Origin of the sequence: Kitasatospora sp. NPDC088779 (assembly GCF_040685395.1) — a bacterium.
Taxonomy (GTDB): domain Bacteria; phylum Actinomycetota; class Actinomycetes; order Streptomycetales; family Streptomycetaceae; genus Kitasatospora.
Genome location: NZ_JBFBHW010000067.1, coordinates 1 through 19,655, shown reverse-complemented (window position 1 = coordinate 19,655; position 19,655 = coordinate 1). Strand labels below are relative to the sequence as shown.

The following is a 19,655-nucleotide window of genomic DNA, read 5'->3' as shown; positions in this document are numbered from 1 at the left end:
GGGGCCGGCACCTGATCTGCCGAGGTAGGGCGGGGGATGGTGCTAGGTGCCGGTGTCGTTTCGTTGGGTGGCGGCGTTGGCGTGTTGTTGATGGCAGCCAGCTGGCCGGACTGGGAGAGGTTGTTCAGTGCGCTGAAGGCACCACCGGCCTTGGACGCTGCGCGCTTCCTTGAAGGACGCCCGGAAGTGTTGTTGGTTGCCATGGCGCTACTCCTCCCCGTCTGCAAGGCCGGCAAGGACATCGTGCGGAACCCCAAGAGTCTCTGCCAGAACGGAAGAGAAGTACGCGTAGTCGTCGGGGAGTGTTCCCCAGGTGTCCGCGATTCCTTCGAGGAAGGGAACGGTCGACTGGAGGAGCGAGACGTTGGGAAGGCCAGCGGGGAACTCGGGCTTGCGTCCCTCGATGGTGTCCTCGATGTAGTTCTGGGCCTTCGTGTAGCTCACTCGCCTCGGATAGGAGCGGGCGATGAGGACGTTGAGGTCAATCTCCTCGCCCATCTCCTGGAGGAGTTGGAACGTCGTCGCAAGCTGCACGATGTCACCAACGTGCTGCTGGGTGGGAACGATGCCGCGCTTGGTCAGTGCCCAAGCGGCCTTAAGAACACCCGTGTGGGTGGGACCTACGTCGATCACGAGGTGCTTGTAGCCCCGGGCCATCAGGTCCGTGACCTGCTTGGTCATCAGTGAGCCGGAGTACTGCACGACCGTGACCGAAGACGGCCAGGCCTCGCCCACAGCTGCCTGCCACTTCAGGCACGTCTTGTTGGTCTCGTCAGCATCCACGAGAAGCACTGGATCCCCGGTGAGCGCGAGAATCAAGGCGATGTACACCGAGAGGGTGGTCTTCATGACCCCGCCCTTGGCGTTGCCGGAGGTGATCCGGACCCCGCCTTCGGTGTTGATCGCGGCGATCACTGCGGTGCGAAGCGGCTCCTGGAGGTTCTCGATGAGGGCCCGCAGATGTGGGTTGAGGTGATCCGGGAGAGTGAGGGACGGCGTCTCTGCCTGCTGGGAGTACTCGTCGCTCTCGAAGGGGGGCGCCTCAGTAGGCGCGGGGATGATTGCGCTCGGGAGCGCAACCTCCGAGTGGTGCTTGCTCATGTGATGTATGCCTTTGTCTTGCGGTGGGCGAGTGGCTACTTGATCCAGTGAAGGTGCCTATTGGGGTGACTCCCGCCTCCGGATCCTGAGGCTCCAGCTGATGCTCCTCATTGCGGTGAGGTCTGCAGACGTCGAGAGGTGACTTCAGGTGAGGGCAAGCTCGCCGACTCCTTGAGTCCAACTCCCTGCAGATTGCGCACAACGCCACCGGACTCGCTTGACCGCGACTCAGGTGGATGTGGCTGCCTCAGTTGGCGCGCCTACGCTAGCAGAGCTGTAGGCGGAGATGTGGGAGTCAAGCCCGGAATCACCCCTTTTGCAGGGTCTCATCTGTTCTCTGATGGCATGCGCGCTGCTCTGCGTCGCGGCGCTTCGATCCGTAACGGCGTCGGGGATGTCCCACCTGCCATGACTCAAATGAGCACACAAGCGCTCGATCTGTTCGCTGTGTCCCTGTGTCCCGCCCTGTGTCCCGCCCTGTGTCCCAATTTGTGAACGTGTGAATCCTGCGAGCACATCCGCCGCGACCAGAGCGGGATGGTCAAACTCATGGAAATCAAGGCGCCGCGCCGCCTTGAGGGGAATTCACTATTTCACAATCTGGGACACGGGTAGGGACACGGGTAGGGACACGGGTAGGGACACGGGTAGGGACACGGGTAGGGACACGGGTAGGGACACGGGGACACAGCGATGGAGATGCACGGCTAGGCGGGAAGGCGTTGCTGGTGTCCGCCGGAGTTGGTCCTGTCCTTGGCGATGCCGCTGATGGGGATCGATGTAAGGCCACCTCCAAGTCGTGCGGCTGGAGTGATGGTCGCGCTGACCGCCCGTGGGGGTGACAGTGGGCACCCAGGGCTTGCTGGCTGCCGCGCGGGCCGAGAATGGTGCGGCCATTATCGACAGCAGTATGTGGACCCAGCACGAGCACGTGCTGGAGGGTGCGGACTTTGCCGTCGTCGTAACACGGCATCGGGCGCGGGACTGGTACCCCATCACCGCTGTCGATCGGCGTCCTGACTGGGTCTGCCTCATGGCCTGGCTCGACGGCAAGTGCGAGACGGACGCCTGGGAACGACGCCCGACGGAGGAGCTGCTGCTCTTCCTGGACTGGCGGTTCGACCACTACCTCGTCGGAAGGGAGATGGACGGCGACCCGGCCGTCTACGACCGCGAGGACATCGACTGGTGGTGCAGCCAGGAAGTCCGAGAGCTCGGCGAGGACGACGAACTGGCGCTCCCGGCCGCGGTGGACGCGCCGCACCTGGACGGCTGGCGTCAGGACTTCCTGCGCTTCCTCGACGCTGAGGGCTTCCGGCGTCGGGGGGACGAGTGGGCCGCTGCTGCATCGGTGTGGGCCCAGCGCAACAAGGAGCGGAACCTGCTGGGTCTCGGCCCGGGCGATGCCAAGCCCGGAGAGGAGGTTGCCCGCCGCGCGTCCTTCCTTGACCGGATCGCGGGAGAGGCCACGAAGGAGTGGGGCCAGATGCTGTGGCAGGAACACCGGCAGGCGTGGGCGAACGCCCGGCTGGCGGGTGATGACCTCCTCGGCCCCTGGCAGCACGTGATCGAGACCGTCGTCGTGCCGGAACCCGCCGACGTGGTGGCGCAGGTCCTGGCAGCGGGGCTCGGGCGGCTCCCCGAGGTGCCGGTCCTTGTCGCGGTGAACCACGCCAGCCGCAACCTGGCCCAGTCCCAGGTCACTGCGGTCGGTGACGAGCTTCGAGGGCTGGGCCTGGCCGGTGTGTTCGCGATGCCGGCCTTGAAGCAGTTCGGCCAGTTCGGCCAGCAGCTCCTGCGGCCTGGCGGTGAGGCGGCAGCGCTGGGCAATCGCCTTGCGCGGTACGTCGGGGGCGTTCTTCGGCGCGTGTAAGGGATCGGCGGTTCCCGCTGTAGGGCCTGAGCAGCAGAGAGGCCCGGTCCCGGGCGCCTTCGTGGGCCGGGCCTCACCGCAGCAGTTCGCTCGTGGGGGCACCGAGTGCCGTCGCAGCCGAGCGGGCCGGCCTCGCCCACGGCACGCGGTCGGCATGCTTCTCCGGGCTGCCGGCCGCAGCGGACCGTCCTGGCCGGTCGGCGCGGGTCCACCCGGGAGGGGCTGGGGGCGCCGGCAGGATCCTGAGGTCAGCGGGGCCGGCCTGCCCTCCGGGTCAGGTCACCTGCCGTCCCCGGCAGCGCCCCTCGGGTGGTCCGGGTGGAAGGCGTCGTGCGCCTGGCGGAGGAGTTCGACGAGCCGCTTGACGGCCTCGGACGAGTTGTCGGTGGGCTCGATGCCGTCGAGGAAGTCGGTGATCTCGCCTTCCTCGATCTCCAGGTGGATGCGGCGTTCTCCGCGGCGGCGATTCGTGTAGATCCGGTCCATGGGATGTCTGCTTCTCTCCGGTTCGTGGGGGCGGGCTGCCGTCGGCGTGGCGACGGGGGTCTGCGCTGCAGCTGGCAGTTGATCCGCCGGGGCCGCCGTGCCGCGGCCCCGGCGGATCAGGTCATCCGGTGGTGAGGAGGCGTCCCAGGGCGGCGGCGGTAGCCGGGTACCTGCCGAGCAGTTCGGCACCCCGGGCTTCGGCGGACTGCCAGGAGCCGTCGCAGCCGAGGAGGCCGGCCAGGGCGTCGCATGTGGCCGGGTGCGCTGCGAGTAGCGCGACGCCGTTTCGGGCGCTTCGCCCTGCGGGCCCGGGCGCTGGCGGCGCGGCCGAGGGCGGCGGCGGCCCGGCCGTGTTCGGTCGCGGTGAACGAGGCCGCTGACGCGTCGTCGTCGCGGTCCGGTTCGTGGTGGCGGCCGAGCAGTTCGCGGGTGCGGGCGGCAGCATCGCGGGTGAGGCCGGCGTAGACGGCGGCCTGATCGTGGTCGCCCGCTTCGACCGCTTCTCGGGTCAGGTCGGCCCATACCGTCGCCTCGGCGAGTGCCGCCCCGACGTGCCGTGAACGCGCCGCCCGCACGGCTACGTGGTCTGCAGGGGCGGGGGTGTGCGCGGTGCGGTGGCTACCCCGGTGTCCGGGTCGGTCGTCCAGTGGGCCAGTTGCCAGTGCTCCTGCACCCACAGGACGACCTGGTGCCTGGCGTCCGAGGTCGGACGGAACAGGCGCCACTGCGAGCGGCCGCCGCCACGGGAGAGCGCGAGGACGCCCCGGCCGACGGTCAGCGGGGCCAGCAGGGTGGCGTGCTCGGTACGCAGGTGCACATCCGCCGTTCCCTGCGGGGCATCCGGCGGGGCAGGGACACGCGAGGCGATTACTCGGTAGGGCAGGCCGCCCCGGTCGGTGCCCGCGCGGGTCACCGTGCCATGCACCGCGACGGGGAGCCCGTCGGAGCCAGCGGCCCGTCCGTACAGGCCGGCCAGGGAGTCCGGATCGGGTCCGTAGCAGAAGTCGCTCCAGGCGACGGTCCGCTGCTGGTAGCGCAGCTCGAACAGGGCGAGCAGATCGCTGCGATGGAGCTGTACGAGCTGGGCGACCTTCGCCGCTGCGGTGACAGCTGTGGTCAGCGAAGGCCGACAGGTGTGAATGCGCAGCGCCGCCCCCGCACCCTCCTCGGGGCCCGGCCCGGGCAACGGGTCACCAGGCTTTGCCGGGATCTGGTCGGGGTCGGGCAGGACCAGGCAGCCTGCCGCCGGGCAGGGACTGCACGAGATTCTCGGAGTCCCTGGCGATGTGGGCGAGCCAGCGCGCCCCTGTGGTCGGCGCCGCGCAGGGTCGATGGGCTGGAAGTACATGAAGCCCCAGCCGGTCGTGTCCTCGGGCATTGGGGAGCGGTTCTTCAGCGAGGGCATCCAGACCTCCAGCGACGGCAGGTCCTTGGTGGCGATCCGCACCTCGTAGCCCTTGCGGGGCCGCTTGGAGTAAGCGTTGGCCAGCGGGAACCGGTAGGCCGTCACGATCTCGGACGGCACCTGCAGCACCGCCAGGTCGGCGGCGTTGAGCCCAGGAATCCAGACAGCGGCGTGGGCAGGGCCTGCTCGAACTCGGCTTCCCCACTTGAGGTTCGGCCCTGGCACCCACACCATCTGACTCGGCAAGCGCCCGCACCCCGTCCCGCTGGACCCTGGACGGTGCTGCAGCGATGCCTCACCCACCGGGCAGCCTGGCCGACGGACAACCCCCACGGCGTCATCACCAAAGGCGCGGGATCAGGCGGCGGGGCTGCCAGGGATCCGTCAGTCGACGCAGCTGGGGCCTGCGCGGCATGGCCTGACGGGCTTGTGGGATTCCGCTGGGCGGGAACTCGACCGGCCACTTCCCGTAATACGGGTTTCTCTGCCTACTTTCGTCCCTCCGGAATGCACCCGGTGGCGCCAGTAGCTAGCGTCCTCGACGAAGCGCAAATTCTTCGGCGTCCGGCCCCGCGGAATCGCCCCGCTGGGCCGGGCCGACCAATTGCTGCTCTGACGCGAGGAGGGGTTGTCCGTCGTGGACTGGCTTCATTTCAAGACAGCCGAGTTCGCCGCGCAGGAGCGCATCCGCGAGGCGGAGCGCGCACGGCTGGCCGCGGAGGCGTGGCGAGGGCGACGCCGCCAGCGGCTGATGAAGCGGTCCTGGCGACGCTCAAGGCCACCCCGCACACTGCCTAGTCCAGTTCGCGCCAGGCCCTTTTCCCGTCTCCCGAAACTTTGAGGGCCGGAGTAAACGACGCCTCGCAAAATCCGGCCCCAGGGACAACTATGTCTACAAACCTTTGGCCCGAGAAGGGCGATCCTATTCAAGCCGATCCGCCCGCTGGACTTCGTGCGGTGCTGGCGGTCCCGCATGTTCCGCACCTGCTCCTCACTTCGCTCATCGGCCGGCTGCCGGTGGCCTCCGCGCCCCTGGCGATCCTGCTCTGCGTGGTCGCGGGAGGAGGCGGCTACCTGTGGGCCAGCGTGGTCGCGGGCCTCTACGGCCTCGCGGCGACGATCGGCCAGCCTTTGCTCGGCCGCCTGGTGGACCGTCAGGGCCATCGCTTTGCGTTGGTAGCCGCCGCGCTCACCTCCGCGGTGGCCATGATCTCCCTGGCCGTGCTCGACCCCCACCAGCGACTGCTCACGGTGATGGCGGCCGTCGCCGCCGGGTTCGCCACACCACCCCTGGAGGGGGCCCTGCGTGCACTGTGGTCGGACACCGTCCCGCAGCGCCTGCAGCCCGCCGCGTTCTCCCTCGACGTCGCCGCACAGTCGCTGCTCTTCGCACTCGGCCCGCTCCTGGTGAGCGCGACCGTGTCACTGTCAGGCCCTGGGACGGCGCTGACGCTGATCGCTGCTCTCGGAGTCGCGGGGACGTGGGCGATGACCACGTCGAGGCTTTCCCGAACCTGGCAGGCGTGTCCGGCCGGAGCGGCGAACTGGAGCGGTCCGCTGCGCTCTCGGGAGCTGAGGGGCATGGCCGCTGTCCTCCTGCTGGTCGGCGTGGCGTTGGGTGCTCAGGGGGTCGCGGGGACGGCCTGGGCCGACCGCCTGGGCGTGAGGACCAGCGCGGGCGTTCTCCTCGGAGCGTTCAGTGCAGGCAGCTGCCTTGGGGGTCTGGTATTCAGCCGAAGGCGTGAGAGCAGGATCGGGGAGCGGACCCTGGTCGGGCTGGCGGGCGGATTCGCCCTCGGATGGGCCCCACTGGTGGCCGCACCGTCCAGCCTGGGGTTGATGGCCCTGTTCGCCCTTGTGCCCGGTCTCTTCCTCAGCCCGTTGCTGGGCACGGTCTTCGAGCGCGTCGGGAGGTGCGCCGACCCGGCTTGCCTGACAGAGACGTTCAGCTGGCTCGTGGCAGCGGTGGGCATCGGCGGTGCGATCGGCACGGCTCTCGCCGGCCCGCTGGCCGACCGCCACGGAGCCTTCGCCTCCTATGCGCTGGCCTTGCTCGCGGCAGTGTCCGGACTCGCCCGCCTCGCTCTCCACCTCGCCGGTGCCGCACGTCCCGTGCGGAACGTCGCCCGACCCGCTTGATCATCAGATTGGAGAGATGTTGGCCAGCACGGAACACTGCAGTCGGCAGCCGTCCGACCTGCGGACTGCGATCTTTCGTGCGGCGGTCCGGCGCCGTCGGCCGCTCCGAACGATAGAGCGGTCGGCGGTTGCGTCCCGGACGAGCGCGTTGACGATCGGTCAAGCCGTCTACGGCCCGGATCGGCAAGTTCATTGACCGGCCAGGACGACTCGGAGGAGCAGCTGCCAGCAGTCTTCTGAGCGGTACTGCAAGATCCACTGCGATTTGGAGCGCCACTGCAATGTTTCGTGCTGCTCGAGAGGAGTGTTGAGCGGCACGGAAGAGTGCAGTCGGCAGCCCGCTGACCTGCGGACTGTGTCCAGCCGACTGCACTCTTCCGCGCGGCACTGAACTACCTACTGCACTGTTCCCTGCGGTACTGCACTCTTTGGTGCCGCTCGACAAGGAGAACCCGCACACATGACCATCCGAAGGCATTGCGTCTGGGACTGGAACGGCACAATCCTCGACGATAACCAGGCCCGCCTGATCGCCGTGAACGAATCCCTGGCCAGGCTCCAGGCCGCGCTGATCGATATGGAACAGTACCGTGACACCTACTGCGTGCCGGTCCCCGACTTCTATGCACGGATCCTCGGCCGACAGCTGAGCGTCGCCGAATGGCGCGCCGCCGATGACACCTACCAGGCCAGCTACCGGCACCACCTACCGCGCGCCAGCCGGCTCACGAACGGGGCCCGCGCCGCGCTGCTGTCGTGGATCGCCCGCGGCGGCACCCAGTCCCTGCTGTCGCTGCACACGCACGAACACCTTCTCACGGAACTCTCCCACCACGGCGTCGGCACACTCTTCCGTCTCACCGAGGGCCGCCGGGGCCCCACCGGCGGGACCAAGGTCGCGGCCATGCGGAGGCACGTGCAAAACCTCGGCCTGCCGACACGGGAGATCGTCGCCATCGGCGACGCCGCCGACGACGCCCTGGCCGCCGAACAGGCCGGTATCGCCATCGTCCTGTACGCAGGGGGATCCCACTCACGCGCCGCACTCGTCGCGACCGGCGCACCAGTGGCTGACACTCTCGCGGAGGCGATCGCCCTCGCCGCGGCCCGGTACCCGGCGCGGACCCCGCCGATGACCAAGGTCGGCGCCGCCGCCTGAGGCAGGACGGGCCGACCGGCGCCCGAACGTCTACGGCCCGCCGCAGCCTCAGCTCCAGCCCCCACTCGGACCGATACCTCGAAGGACGGAAACATGACCATCACCGCCTCCCTGCGATCCTTCGCGACCACGACCACTCGCAGGCTTGCCGTCGGCACGGCCGTCCTGGCGGTCGCCGGCACCAGCCTGATCACCAGCGCCGGAGGTGCCCAGGCCAATCCGATCGTCGGCGACAACCCCACCTGGATCAACGGGTGGAGCACCTACAGCGACCCGTACCGTTGCAGCACCGGAAGCGACTCGGCGACCTTCTGGTGCCTCTACTACAACTCCGGAGCCGAGGGCGCCGTCTACAAGTCCAACTACCAATACGACCGCATGAACGCGCCCTACGCCGTCTTCCAGAGCGACAGGTACGGATCGCGGGGCGCCGGCCAGCGCACGTGGCACAACGCGGCCAGCGTCGAGAACCCCACGAGCTGCAACCTCGGCGTCTCCACCCAGGCACCGATGCTGGGGGACACGAACTGGGTGCCGCCGATGCGAGGTGGCAACCTCACCAACGCCGTCAAGAACAAGAACGAAGCCGCCGGAGTGTACTGCGACTAGCGTCCGCGTCCCGACGGGCGCCCCGCGGGGAGCCGGGACGCCAGGACGCTCCGGGCCCCAGCACCCGATCCGCACCGCGACTCCGCCGAGGACCGGCAACCGTCCCACCCCAGGATGGTCCTCGGCGGCACCGCTCCCACCGTGCCGGAGAACTGTGAAAACCCATCAGCGAACCACCGCGGTCGTGCCGGCCACGTGCCTGAGCGCACGCGGCCCGTGGACTGGCCCAGTCCTGCGAAGGACGACGGCAACTACGCTCGTACTCGTCGTACTCGTTATGCTCGCGGGCTGTACAAGCACGAGCCCGGGCCCAGCCCCGTCCGGCCCCGTTCCAACACCACAGGCCACCAACGGAGTCAACGGCCTGCACCTGCCGATCGAGACCTACATGCTGACGCCACGACAGTCGGCCGACAACGACTGGGTGCGCAAGGCCGCCACCAGCGCGTGCATGAGACGTTTCGACCAGGACTACCCGGTCCCCCCGCAGCCGGCCGCCGACAGCACCGCACAGCAGACGTACAGCGTCCTGATACGCCGCTACGGCCTCGCTGACCTGCAGACGGCCAGGACCTGGGGATACCACCTCCCCCGCAGCGACTCCGGCGACGCAAACGCGGCCACCCAGCCGATCACACTCGGGCAGATGAGCGAAAGCGCCAGGACCGTCCTGACCGCCGTCGACCCCAAGACCGGAGCCAAAGTGGCCGAGTTCGCGGGCAAGGCACTGCCCGAACGAGGCTGCCAGGCCGAGCTCGAGCGGCTGATGCCCACCGCTGCTGGCGGCCCCGGTGGGCCCGCCAGCGGGGGAGAGGGGATCGTCACCGACATCAAGGCCCAGACGTTCGCGGAATCCCGAACCGACGCCAACGTGGTGGCTGCCAACGCCGCGTGGTCCTCCTGCATGAAGTCCCGCGGCTACGACATCAGCGACCCCCTCCACCCGGCGGCGAATCTGTCCTCGGTCGACGACCCGGCGCCCAGCGCCGAGGAGATCGACCAGGCCCAGGCCGACGTCGCCTGCAAGCACGACACCAACCTGATCGGTATCTGGTTCGCGGCCGAGTCCGACCGCCAGAACACACTGATCAACCGTCACGCTGACGATCTCGCCAAGGTCAAACGGGCGCTCGACACCGAAGTCGCCCAGCTCACCGTACTGCGCCACCGCGACTGGCACGCCGGCCCCCCGCCCGCATCCTGACCGGTTGCCGCCGAACGGAATCACCGTCATCACCGTCCCATCCATTCCTGTTCGCCGGAGGCGACATGAGATTCGACATCACACACCGCGACAACCTGGAACCGGTCTCCATCGCGCCCGGCATCACCGCCCGGCGATTTCCCTCCGGCCCGGACGGAGCGGCCGTCCTCCAGGTCGACTTCACCGCCGGAGCGAAGTGGCCCAGCCTCGACGTCCACGACCATCCCGAGATCATCTTCGTTCAGTCCGGCAACTTCCACGACGGCACCCGGATTCACGGCGAGGGCACCTACATCTACGGACACCCCGGCAGCGAGCACTACCCCCAGAGCGCCACCGGCTGCCGCCTGCTGGTCATCCTCCCGAACGGCGACGCGGCCGCCGCCGCATGAACACCCTGGGCCCGCCCACGACCTGTCACACAGACCGACGATGACCCGCACCGCCCGCACCTTGCGGGACGGGAACGACTAGGTGTGCCGTCTCATGAGGTTGGTGCCGCCGTAGCGATCAGCCGGTGGTCGGCGGCGCCTCCTCGGTGGCCGCCGGACTGGGGGTGCTGTTCGGTCTGCCGGGAAGTTCGTTGGTGTCTGCGACGAGCCAGTGCAGGAATCCGATGATGTGCGCGTTCATGTCCGATCCGACGCCGGCGACGGCCGTCTTGGCACGCTCGTGTAGGTCGGGGTCGGGCCGGTAGACCGCGGCGGGGTTCCTGTGCTGGCTTGGCATGGAATCAGCATGTCATGGTGGCTAGCCACCTAGAGCAGGGGGAATGCGATGCGACCACCGATGGCGTACTACGGGGGCAAGACGACGACGGCCTCCCGGATCACGGAACTGCTGCCCGAGCACGGCCACTACGTCGAGCCATTCGCCGGCTCGCTCGCGGTACTGCTGGCGAAAGCGCCGAGCCGGATGGAGACGGTCAACGACTTGGACGGCGACCTGATGGTCTTCTGGCGCGTTCTGCGCGACCACCCGGCCGACCTCGCCCGGGTCTGCGCGCTGACCCCGCACTCCCGCGCCGAACACGCCGCGTCGTACGGCGACCTGTCCGGCCTGGACGACCTGGAGCGGGCCCGCCTGGTGTGGGTGCGCCTGACCCAGGGGCGCACCGGGACGATGCGCAAGACCGGCTGGCGCCACTACGTGGACGCCGGCACCTCCAGCTCCTCGATGCCGCGCTACCTCGCCGGCTACCTGGAGCGGATGCTCCCGGCCGCCGAGCGCCTGGCGGGCGTCTCGTTGGAGTGCCGCCCCGCGCTGGACCTGATCGCCCCCTATGGGCGCCACCGCTCCACCCTGCTGTACGTCGACCCGCCGTACCTGGGCAGCACCCGCGACCGCAACTACCGGCACGAGATGACTGGCGAGGGTCCTCACCGCGAGCTCGCCGAGGCCCTGCACGGCTGCCGCGCCACCGTGGTCCTGTCCGGCTACGCGAGCGAGCTCTACGACACCGACCTGTACGCCTCCTGGCACCGCTACACCCTGGAGACCGGCACCAGCCAGGGCGGCCAGTGGTCCGCCCGAACCGAAGTCATCTGGTCGAACCGGCCACTGCGGACCGACACCCCGCTCCCGCTCGACCTGGGTAACGAAACCTCCGCCGAAGGCACCCCGAAAACGGCGGCCCGTAACGAAACGCCGTGCGAAGCCGAGGACTGCGGACTGCCGGTCCGTCAGCCCACCACCGACCGACGGCGTCGCTTCTGCTCGACGGCCTGCCACGTCGGCAACCACCGCAGCACCACGGCGGCCACACCGGCCGCCTGACCTGCCATCAGCGCCAGGTGTCAGTGCCGGCCGGCCCATCGCCCGCGTTGCCACCGAAGCCGGCATCTCCCGGCGCTGCCTGGCCAAGTGGTACGCCCGCTGGCAAGCACACGGCGAGGACGGACTGCTCGACCGCTCCTCCCGCCCCGCAGCCAGCCCCGCCCGCACACCCGACGACATCGCCGGACCTGGTCGAGGCCCTGCGTCGCCAGACCAAGTACGGGCCCGCCCGCCTGGCCGCCGACATGGAACGCCTGCACGGCGTCACCCTCGCCCCGACCACCGTGCACCGCATCCTCGTCCGCCGCGGACTCAACCGCTTGCGCGACCTTGACCCGCCCACCGGCGGGAACCTTTGCCAGGTCATCCGTTACGAGCACGACAAGCCTGGCGACTTGATCCACGTTGACATCAAGAAGCTCGGGCGCATCCCGGACGGCGTCGGCTGGCGGATGCACGGCGTCGGCACCGACGCCGCCCGTGCCTCCAAGCGCACCGGTCCGGGGGCCGGGAAGGTCGGTTACACCTACCTGCACTCCGCGCTCGACGACCGCTCCCGCCTCGCCTACACCGACGCCCTGGAGGACGAACGAGCCATCACGGCGGCCGCGTTCTGGCACCGCGCGGTGGCGTTCTTCGCCGAGCACGGCATCAACCCGATCCGGCGCGTCCTCACCGACAACGGCGCCTGCTACCGCTCCCAGCTCTGGGCCGACGCGCTCACCGCCACCGGCACCACACACAAGCGCACCCGGCCGTACACCCCGCGAACCAACGGGAAGGTCGAGCGGTACAACGGCACCCTCGTCCGCGAGTGGGCGTACGTCCGCGACTACACCTCCGAGCACGAGCGCCGCGCGGCGCTCACCGACTTCCTCAACTACTACAACCACGAGCAGCCGCACTCAGCCCTCGGCGGCCGGCCGCCGGTCAGCCGCACCGCCGGCAGCGACTACCGCGTCACCGCCGACCAACCGCCCGCGCCGCTGCCGGTCTTCCCGCAGCAGATCACGTTCGAGGACGCCGTGGAACCAACGTCCTGAGACACCACGACTAGGGACAGGCCTGTTCCCGGACCCGACGGCCGCCAGCGGAGCCCGGCCGCCAGCTGGGGTCTCGCGGATCGACACGGCCACCATCGCAAAGACCCTGAACGATCTGAGCGGCCCGGTACCCCGGCGGACCGCGACCGACGAAGGACCAGGCCGTGCCCAGGCACCATGCTGGGCACGGCTTCGTCGTAAGAGGACACCCGGCGATGTCCACAGCCCTGCGGCCCCGCACACCTACCCGCCGGCGCAACGCTAGCGCCCGCCACCGCGACGCCTGGGCTGCCGAGCGCCGCGAACGCTCCCGCATCCGCTGCGACCGGCATCCGCCGGGGCGGACGCGCCATCCATCACTGACCCAGCGTGACGCCAAGGTCAGAATCCTCGGAACACCCCGTCATCATCGGCAGCTTGAGTGAACTCCGCGAAGTCCATATTGGAGATCGACAGGTTGTTCTCGATGCTCCACAGTTGCCGTGCCACGACGCGGATACGATGTCCGCGGTCCGCGCGCAGATTCACCACGAGCAAGGGTTGTTCCTCTGAGGCCAGGGCCACCGTGTCTGCCAGGACGAGGAGTGGGTGCCGGTAGCCGACGGGCAGGAGTGCCAGTACTTCCTCAGCAGCCGCACCCGCGAACTGGCGGGAGTCGACGAGTTGGACGGACGCCAAGAAGCCGTTCTCGCCGGGTGGGGACAGGGTCCTTCTCAGGGCCTCCCATGCGGCGCCACTGGAGAAGTCGGTACGCACAACCAGCGCATCCGAACCGCAGGGCAGCTCAGTCATGCGCAGACACTACCTCCAGCCGGGCGAGTTCAAGCGGTCACTGCACAGGGCCCGGGCGATCGCATCCTCCTGTTTGCCGCAAGGACCGGATGCCGTGTGTGCGCGTCGAAGTTGGTCGGAGCGGCGGGCCGTGCACAGCACGGTCGGCCCCCGGCCCAGGGCACTACCGGAGATTCCGTCGAACCTGTGGACGGGGGCGGGCACCCCGCGGCCGTGGCCCGCACAGCGTTCGCGGCGTACTCCCAGGGCAGGCAGCGTAATGCCCCTGAGATCAGACACGCGTATCCACACGCTCCGACCTGTGACGCCTCGGCGCTCACCTGGTTCGCGCATCGCCTTCGGACATGGGCGACCCCCCCTTGACTCGCTCCCGCAGCTGGCTAGATTCCCCTCGCGCCGCATCCGAGCCGCCAGCGTTCGGGCAGTGCGGCACGTTCCGTTGCGCACACGGTCTCGACGAGGCCACTACCGAATGAGGACCCATGAACAGCATCACGAGCCGGACGGCGGAGACCTACCTGGACAGCGTCGACGGCGCCCTGACGGCCGAGGGCCTGCGCCCTGCGGAGTTCACTGTGGACGACACCGACGAGCTCGCCGACGACAGCCTGACCGCGCTCCCCGGCGCGGTCCTGACCTGGCCGGCCGGCCATTCCAAGCTCGACCCCGAGCGCTTTCCCCACGGGGCCGTCGCCACCTGGAGCGCCATGGCGGGGTGGCAGGCCGCGGCATTGCGCCCCGACGGCACCAGCGACACACCCACCGGCCTTCCCCTGACCGCACTGGGCGAGCCGAACCGCGTCGTCGAAGTCATTACCCACGTACTGCTCGGCCGCAGTGCACCCGAGGGTGTCGACGGCTCCGAGCGGGCGCCGGCCGAGGCCGTGAAGTTCGGCCAGCCCCCCGGCGGCAGCGACCCGTCGGTCGACGGCGACGGACCCGCGTCCGACCCCGCACTGGCCACCCTCCGAGCCGAGATCTGGGGCCACTTCCACGGCGACCCCCAGGGCCGGGCCCAGGACGGCCGCTTCGCCTCCGGACTCTCCTTCCCCCTCGCCGTCGGAGGGCACTCCTGGAGCCAGCACGGCGTCCAGATCACCTACGGCGACACCTCCACCATCGCCGACCTCGACGGGTACAGCGACATCCTCGAGGACATCGCTAGCCAGTGCCCGGTGATCGAAGGGCCACTGGTCCTCAGCCTGTGACCGGCGCCGCGCCCTGATCCACGGCACATGCGCGCCTCCACAGCTGTACCCGGACGTCGAACGCCCCCTTGCGAGAACGGCGCCACCCGCCCCGGTCCGCCGAGCAAGGGGGACTTGACCTTCCGTTCCACCCAACGCCCCCGCTGGCCCCCGGGCACCGTCCGCCCCCGCACTCGCACGAGAAAGATATTGTCATGAGCGCAACACTCGCGGCGTCGCCGTTCCCCGCTGTATCCGACGTCGCCGACCTCTTCAACGACGACCCGCAGTTCGCGCGCATGATTCGCCGCGCCGAACTGCTCTCACACGCCCGAGCCCTGCCTCGCTGGCTCAAGGGCAACGCCGTCGACCTCGTGCTCGTCCTGCTGGCCGGACAGGACCTCGGCCTGAGCACCTGGGAAGCCATCAACAGCTTCTACCCCGACGACAGCCAGGACAGCGGCCTGGCCCTCTACGCCTCCGCACAGCGCGCCCTCCTGCACCGCGCCGGCTGGGACTGGCGGATCGTCGAGGCCACCGAGGAACGCTGCACCGTCGCTGTCACCGACCCGGACAAGCCCGGTCAGGGTGAGCTCTTCGCGACCTACACGATGCACGACGCCGTCGTCGCCGAGCTGACCAGCGGCCCGAACGCCGACTTCTGGCGCCGTTTCCCCAAGCAAATGCTCTACGCCCGCGTGACCACACTGATCGTCAACGCCCACGCCGCGCACGTCGTACGGGGAACTCCCCGCGGCTGGGGCACCCTCCTCACCGCCGACCCCGCACCACTGCCCATGGTCGCCCCCGGCCCCGACTCGCCGTCCAGCTCGCGCATCCCGGCCAGCACAACCACCACAGCACAGCCCTTCCAGGACCCGCCCCCCAGGCCCGACCTCGGCAATGAGACCCCGATCCCCGGCCCCGCCATCCCGCACACCCCCGAACCCGACCATCCCGCACCCGACGACCGGGCCACCACCGGCCAGCACGACCGACCAGCCCCGGAACCCCTCGCCCCGGCCCCACCCGCAGAGCCGACAACACCCCCGCAACCGGCCACAGGCCCACTCCAGGAACCCTCCGATCCCACCCCCGACCACCCCGACACGGGCCAGCCCGACGCCCCGGATCCCCGCACAACCGCCTGGGCCGTCCTACGCCGCCAGGCCGCGGTGCTCCGGCCGAACGGCGTCTACCAGATCCTCATGGGCAACGAGACCAGGACCAGGAAGGAAAAGGAGAGCGGCAGGCTCACCGACGACGACGAACAACTCCTCCACGAAGCGCAAAGGACCCTCGGCAACTCCCCACACGCGATCTACCGGCATCTGCGCAAACCCGACGCACCCTCCACCACCGAGCCCGACCACAGCCCGCCGACCCCGCTCCAAACCGCATCCCGGCCCCCCATGCCCAACCTCTGTAACTGCGAGAACACCACCACCAACACGCACCGCAGCGACTGCCCGGACACCACACCGTGAACCGCACCCAACTCGAAATCCAGCGCCGCCAACTGGAAGACGGACTCGCGGCGATGTTCCGCGACGCCACCGCCGCCAACCACCACGACCCCGGCACCCTGTCCATCTCCGGCCTCGGCGGATGCACTCGCCGCGCCGCCCACCAACTCGCCCACCACACCCCCACCGACGACCACTCCCACCACGAACAGCGCGCCACCCACCTCGGCCAGGCCATCCACGACTGGGCACTGCCCCGCCTCGCCGCCCAACTCGCACACAAGCTCACCCTCATCGAGTACGACGTCGTCCTCCCGGTACGAGGCCTGCAGATCCCCGGCAGGCTCGACCTCCTCACCCTCGCCATCGGCGGCGGCCTCCTCGTCGACCTCAAAACCCACGGCTACGACCAAGGCGACGACGGCGACGAACCCTCACGCACCCGCCTCCTACAGCTCTACGGCTACGCCACGGCACTGCGCCGCGCGGGATACCTGGTCCAGACAGTGGCGGTGATCCCGATGTCCCGCATCCACGGCGGAACCCCGGGAGTGTGGATCGGCGAGTTCGGGCCCAAACAGGAGGCCCTGGTCGACGCCCGCGTCCGGGACCTGCTGCGCCACGCCCAGGCGCCGGCTTTCGCGCCGCGCGACGGCCACCAGGGTCCGGGCCTGGACCTCGTCTGCGACTCCTGCCAGTACAGGTCGATGTGCTGGCCGGGCGCCGAGCCGGCGCAGGCCGAGGAGGTGCGCACCGACGCCGACGTCGTCGCGCACGCCCTCGGTTACGCGGAGGCCGCCGCACAGGAGAAGGCGTGGAAGAACGAGAAGAAGTACCACGCCGCGGCACTGGGCCGGAGGTCGGGCCGGTACCAGGCCAACGGGTTCGAAGTAGAGGTCAAGATCCACCCCGGAGGCGAGCGCCTGGACCAGCCCGCTGCGAAGGAGCTTCTGAAGACCAACAACCTGCCCGTCCCGACAACGAGGGACAGTGAGACCCGTCGCGCACTCGTCCACCGCAGGCCGCCCTCCTGAGCCCCACACTGCCCGCACGCACGCACCACCGCGAGGGCCTGCGGCCACACCCGCCCCGCCCGGAGCCTGGCGAGGCGCAGGCTGCCCGAGCCCCCGGCCCGCCGCGAGCGGGTCGGGTGCGGCGCATCAGCTGGCACCGACCCGCGCCCGGCCCGTCCCGCCGCGGCGGCGGTCCACCTCGCTCCCCGGCCGGAGCGCCCGCTGGGGGTATTGCCGCCTTCGCGGCACCATCCGCCGCCTCGCGTAGGGGAGTTGACCGGCCACCTGGAGGGCCTAACTTCACCGCCACCGCCACCGCTACGAAGTGGCGGGCGATGAAAGGCGCTGCTCTTTGGATCCGCAGTATCAGCACGTCGTGCAATTCAGCGGAGGAATCGCATCCTTCGCTACCGCCGTTCGCGTAGTGAAACGGCACGGTCCCGAAAGGACCACGCTCCTGATAGCCGACACAAATGCCGAGGACGAGGTTATCTATAGGTCTCACACCTCCTAAGGCACATGCGGTATGAGTGCCATTCTTTTTGTCTCAGAGAGGTATCTGATAGGTGTCTGCCACATCTGTTACGTTCACCGGCATGCGTGCCTACACAGCCGAGCGGGCGATCTCCCCGAGCGATGCGAGCATCACCTGGGTGGTGGTGTCCGACTCGTACGAGCTACATCCGGGGGCAACTGCTTACCTGACGTCGTTGAGCGCGAGGGACTGTTCGGCGAACACCCAACGCGCGTACGCCGGCCGAATCGCTCTGTACCTGACGCGCTGCGCCAACACCGGCGTGGACTGGGCGGCGCCGGGCTTCCTAGACCTGATGCGGTTCCTGAACTGGCTGGTGGAGGAGCCGCTGCCGCCGCGAGGACAGCGCGCCAAGCCGGTGACGCGTTTCCGATCGAAAGCGACAGCGAACCAAATCATGACGACCGTGGGTGAGTTCCTGCGCTTTTGCGTTCCGCATGGCTGGGTGGCGCCGGAGACCGCCGCGATGCTGTCCGAACAGAAGTACCTGTCCTTCCTGCCGCCCGGCTACAACGCCGGGGAGGACGGGCAGCACCGCGTCGTCAATGGGAAGACGATCAAGTTCAACGTCGCCGTTCCGGGATACGAGTGGTTCAGCGACGAGCAGTTCGCCCAGGTGGTCCAGGCAACCACGCGGTCCAGGGACCGCTTCCTGGTCTCGCTCTTGGGCGAGACGGGCACCCGGATCGGCGAGGCGCTGGGACTGCGTCGCGAGGACATGCATCTGCTGTCCACCTCGACGTCGCTGGGTTGCCACGTTGCTGGCCCACACATCCATGTCCGGCGGCGACTGAACTCCAACGGCGCCCTGGCCAAGTCCCGCAGCCCGCGCTGGATTCCGGTGGGGGAAGAACTGGTCGGTCTCTACTCCGACTACCTCTACGAGCGCGGCCAGGTGCCGGAGGCCGAAGACACCGAGATGGTGTTCGTCAACCTCTTCCGTGCCCCGCTGGGCCGACCGATGAGCTACCCCAACGCTAAGGACCTGTTCGACCGGCTTGCCGCCAAGGTCGGCTTCGCCGCGCGACCGCACATGCTGCGTCACACTGCCGCGACCAGGTGGATCCGCGCTGACACCCCGCGGGACGTGGTGCAGAACCTCCTCGGCCACGTCTCACCGTCGTCAATGGACCCGTACGTGCACGCCACAGACGCGGACAAGCGCGCCGCCGTTGACCGCGTCGCCGCCAAGCGCCGTCAGGGGGCGAAGGCATGAGCACCAACCTGGCAACCGTCACCCCACTCATCCCGGCACAGGCGGCCAACGACCAGCTTGAGCAGTGGAGACTCTTCCTCGCCGGGAAGATTGACCCCGCATGGCGGCCGACCGAGTGGAACGCTCAGGCATGGCTGTTCACGGGCGACTCGGACAATCCCAGCACAGTTGTCTACCGGTGCCGGATCGCCAATTGCGGCACACTCCTGCGGGTCCAGAACAGCCGATGCAAGCCCTGCGAACTTGCTTTCGCCGCCAGCGGGATGAGCGACGAGCAGTTCGATGCCTCCTACCGGCGCGGTCCGATGCGCTACCACGCCTACAACCCGCCGGGCCAGTGCATAGCCGGCAGCGGCAGCCGCTGTCAGCGCCGGGCGCAGAGCCTCGGTATCTGCCGCAGCCACTACAGCCTCTGGCAGAAGGTCCGTGAGCGTGACGCGGACACCGCCCTGACGGCCTGGGTGGGGACAGTGCCCAGCTATGACGCGTTGCCGTCGTGCTTGGTGGCTGGTTGCGAGCACGAGACTCACACCCACAGCGGTCTCTGCCCCGTCCATTACTGACATTGGCGCTTCAGGGTGATGGCGGCGGGAGGTCGAGGGAGAGGCCGGTCCCGGCGAGGAATCCGTCGAGGATGTCGGGGCGGTACTG

19 protein-coding genes and 1 pseudogene are annotated in these 19,655 nt (G+C 69.2%); 14 read left to right on the top strand and 6 right to left on the bottom strand.

Annotation, left to right across the window (positions count from 1 at the left end; genetic code table 11):
* The coding region (locus AB0P03_RS36880; RefSeq protein ID WP_363633039.1) for a hypothetical protein at window positions 1-203 on the bottom strand (203 nt) is incomplete at its 3' end.
* Window positions 204-207: 4 nt separating this feature from the next.
* Window positions 208-1,101: an AAA family ATPase gene (locus AB0P03_RS36875; RefSeq protein WP_363633037.1), complete on the bottom strand. Its 894-nt coding sequence runs from the start codon at window positions 1,099-1,101 to the stop codon at window positions 208-210.
* A gap of 844 nt (window positions 1,102-1,945) precedes the next feature.
* Here AB0P03_RS36875 and AB0P03_RS36870 point away from each other — a divergent pair.
* On the top strand, window positions 1,946-2,974 hold the full coding sequence (locus AB0P03_RS36870) for a hypothetical protein (protein WP_363633036.1): 1,029 nt from the start codon (window positions 1,946-1,948) through the stop codon (window positions 2,972-2,974).
* 279 nt (window positions 2,975-3,253) lie between these two features.
* Here AB0P03_RS36870 and AB0P03_RS36865 read toward each other — a convergent pair whose 3' ends face one another.
* Window positions 3,254-3,460, bottom strand: coding sequence for a hypothetical protein (locus AB0P03_RS36865; RefSeq protein WP_363633034.1), 207 nt, complete (start codon window positions 3,458-3,460; stop codon window positions 3,254-3,256).
* 404 nt (window positions 3,461-3,864) lie between these two features.
* Between AB0P03_RS36865 and AB0P03_RS36860 the strand changes: the two genes are divergently transcribed.
* A complete protein-coding gene (locus tag AB0P03_RS36860; protein WP_363633071.1) occupies window positions 3,865-4,020 on the top strand; it encodes a hypothetical protein in 156 nt (51 codons plus the stop codon).
* 17 nt (window positions 4,021-4,037) lie between these two features.
* On the opposite strand, the gene AB0P03_RS36855 is transcribed toward AB0P03_RS36860, so the two are convergent.
* Window positions 4,038-4,985, bottom strand: coding sequence for a hypothetical protein (locus tag AB0P03_RS36855; protein ID WP_363633032.1), 948 nt, complete (start codon window positions 4,983-4,985; stop codon window positions 4,038-4,040).
* An 837-nt stretch (window positions 4,986-5,822) separates the two neighbouring features.
* Here AB0P03_RS36855 and AB0P03_RS36850 point away from each other — a divergent pair.
* The 5 genes from AB0P03_RS36850 (at window position 5,823) to AB0P03_RS36830 (ending at window position 10,368) form a co-directional block, all read left to right on the top strand.
* Window positions 5,823-7,004, top strand: coding sequence for an MFS transporter (locus AB0P03_RS36850; RefSeq protein WP_363633030.1), 1,182 nt, complete (start codon window positions 5,823-5,825; stop codon window positions 7,002-7,004).
* Window positions 7,005-7,464: 460 nt separating this feature from the next.
* On the top strand, window positions 7,465-8,163 hold the full coding sequence (locus AB0P03_RS36845) for an HAD hydrolase-like protein (RefSeq protein WP_363633029.1): 699 nt from the start codon (window positions 7,465-7,467) through the stop codon (window positions 8,161-8,163).
* Window positions 8,164-8,256: 93 nt separating this feature from the next.
* Window positions 8,257-8,772, top strand: coding sequence for a hypothetical protein (locus tag AB0P03_RS36840; protein ID WP_363633028.1), 516 nt, complete (start codon window positions 8,257-8,259; stop codon window positions 8,770-8,772).
* A 388-nt stretch (window positions 8,773-9,160) separates the two neighbouring features.
* Complete coding sequence (locus AB0P03_RS36835) at window positions 9,161-9,976, top strand: hypothetical protein (RefSeq protein ID WP_363633026.1); 816 nt, start codon at window positions 9,161-9,163, stop codon at window positions 9,974-9,976.
* 65 nt (window positions 9,977-10,041) lie between these two features.
* Window positions 10,042-10,368, top strand: a complete 327-nt coding sequence (locus tag AB0P03_RS36830; RefSeq protein WP_363633024.1) for a cupin domain-containing protein — start codon at window positions 10,042-10,044, stop codon at window positions 10,366-10,368.
* A 118-nt stretch (window positions 10,369-10,486) separates the two neighbouring features.
* On the opposite strand, the gene AB0P03_RS36825 is transcribed toward AB0P03_RS36830, so the two are convergent.
* On the bottom strand, window positions 10,487-10,705 hold the full coding sequence (locus AB0P03_RS36825; protein ID WP_363633022.1) for a hypothetical protein: 219 nt from the start codon (window positions 10,703-10,705) through the stop codon (window positions 10,487-10,489).
* 48 nt (window positions 10,706-10,753) lie between these two features.
* Here AB0P03_RS36825 and AB0P03_RS36820 point away from each other — a divergent pair, with 48 nt between their 5' ends.
* Window positions 10,754-11,752: a DNA adenine methylase gene (locus AB0P03_RS36820; RefSeq protein WP_363633020.1), complete on the top strand. Its 999-nt coding sequence runs from the start codon at window positions 10,754-10,756 to the stop codon at window positions 11,750-11,752.
* A 1-nt stretch (window position 11,753) separates the two neighbouring features.
* Window positions 11,754-12,690 (top strand): annotated as a pseudogene (locus AB0P03_RS36815) (IS481 family transposase); the annotation flags it as partial.
* Window positions 12,691-13,176: 486 nt separating this feature from the next.
* On the opposite strand, the gene AB0P03_RS36810 reads toward AB0P03_RS36815, so the two are convergent.
* A complete protein-coding gene (locus tag AB0P03_RS36810; RefSeq protein WP_363633019.1) occupies window positions 13,177-13,587 on the bottom strand; it encodes a hypothetical protein in 411 nt (136 codons plus the stop codon).
* Window positions 13,588-14,069: 482 nt separating this feature from the next.
* Between AB0P03_RS36810 and AB0P03_RS36805 the strand changes: the two genes are divergently transcribed.
* From AB0P03_RS36805 to AB0P03_RS36785, 5 genes are all read left to right on the top strand, one after another.
* Window positions 14,070-14,795 (top strand): hypothetical protein, encoded by a 726-nt coding sequence (locus AB0P03_RS36805; protein WP_363633017.1) that lies wholly within the window; start codon window positions 14,070-14,072, stop codon window positions 14,793-14,795.
* A gap of 194 nt (window positions 14,796-14,989) precedes the next feature.
* Window positions 14,990-16,261 (top strand): hypothetical protein, encoded by a 1,272-nt coding sequence (locus AB0P03_RS36800; protein WP_363633016.1) that lies wholly within the window; start codon window positions 14,990-14,992, stop codon window positions 16,259-16,261.
* Window positions 16,258-17,274, top strand: a complete 1,017-nt coding sequence (locus AB0P03_RS36795) for a PD-(D/E)XK nuclease family protein (protein ID WP_363633015.1) — start codon at window positions 16,258-16,260, stop codon at window positions 17,272-17,274. Before AB0P03_RS36800 ends, AB0P03_RS36795 begins: the two co-directional genes overlap by 4 nt.
* Window positions 17,275-17,849: 575 nt before the next feature.
* Complete coding sequence (locus tag AB0P03_RS36790) at window positions 17,850-19,004, top strand: tyrosine-type recombinase/integrase (RefSeq protein WP_363633013.1); 1,155 nt, start codon at window positions 17,850-17,852, stop codon at window positions 19,002-19,004.
* Window positions 19,001-19,567 carry a hypothetical protein gene (locus tag AB0P03_RS36785; protein WP_363633012.1) on the top strand — a complete coding sequence of 189 codons (567 nt, stop codon included), beginning with the start codon at window positions 19,001-19,003 and terminating at the stop codon, window positions 19,565-19,567. The genes AB0P03_RS36790 and AB0P03_RS36785 overlap by 4 nt, the downstream gene beginning before the upstream one ends.
* The last annotated feature ends 88 nt before the right edge of the window (window positions 19,568-19,655 follow it).

Excerpts from the sequence above, each read along its gene's own strand:
- AB0P03_RS36875 (WP_363633037.1), bottom strand. The coding sequence starts at position 1,101 with ATGAGCAAGCACCACTCGGAGGTTGCGCTCCCGAGCGCAATCATCCCC.
- AB0P03_RS36865 (WP_363633034.1), bottom strand. The coding sequence starts at position 3,460 with ATGGACCGGATCTACACGAATCGCCGCCGCGGAGAACGCCGCATCCAC.
- AB0P03_RS36845 (WP_363633029.1), top strand. The coding sequence starts at position 7,465 with ATGACCATCCGAAGGCATTGCGTCTGGGACTGGAACGGCACAATCCTC.
- AB0P03_RS36840 (WP_363633028.1), top strand. The coding sequence starts at position 8,257 with ATGACCATCACCGCCTCCCTGCGATCCTTCGCGACCACGACCACTCGC.
- AB0P03_RS36835 (WP_363633026.1), top strand. The coding sequence starts at position 9,161 with ATGCTGACGCCACGACAGTCGGCCGACAACGACTGGGTGCGCAAGGCC.
- AB0P03_RS36830 (WP_363633024.1), top strand. The coding sequence starts at position 10,042 with ATGAGATTCGACATCACACACCGCGACAACCTGGAACCGGTCTCCATC.
- AB0P03_RS36825 (WP_363633022.1), bottom strand. The coding sequence starts at position 10,705 with ATGCCAAGCCAGCACAGGAACCCCGCCGCGGTCTACCGGCCCGACCCC.
- AB0P03_RS36820 (WP_363633020.1), top strand. The coding sequence starts at position 10,754 with ATGCGACCACCGATGGCGTACTACGGGGGCAAGACGACGACGGCCTCC.
- AB0P03_RS36810 (WP_363633019.1), bottom strand. The coding sequence starts at position 13,587 with ATGACTGAGCTGCCCTGCGGTTCGGATGCGCTGGTTGTGCGTACCGAC.
- AB0P03_RS36805 (WP_363633017.1), top strand. The coding sequence starts at position 14,070 with ATGAACAGCATCACGAGCCGGACGGCGGAGACCTACCTGGACAGCGTC.
- AB0P03_RS36800 (WP_363633016.1), top strand. The coding sequence starts at position 14,990 with ATGAGCGCAACACTCGCGGCGTCGCCGTTCCCCGCTGTATCCGACGTC.
- AB0P03_RS36790 (WP_363633013.1), top strand. The coding sequence starts at position 17,850 with ATGCGTGCCTACACAGCCGAGCGGGCGATCTCCCCGAGCGATGCGAGC.
- AB0P03_RS36785 (WP_363633012.1), top strand. The coding sequence starts at position 19,001 with ATGAGCACCAACCTGGCAACCGTCACCCCACTCATCCCGGCACAGGCG.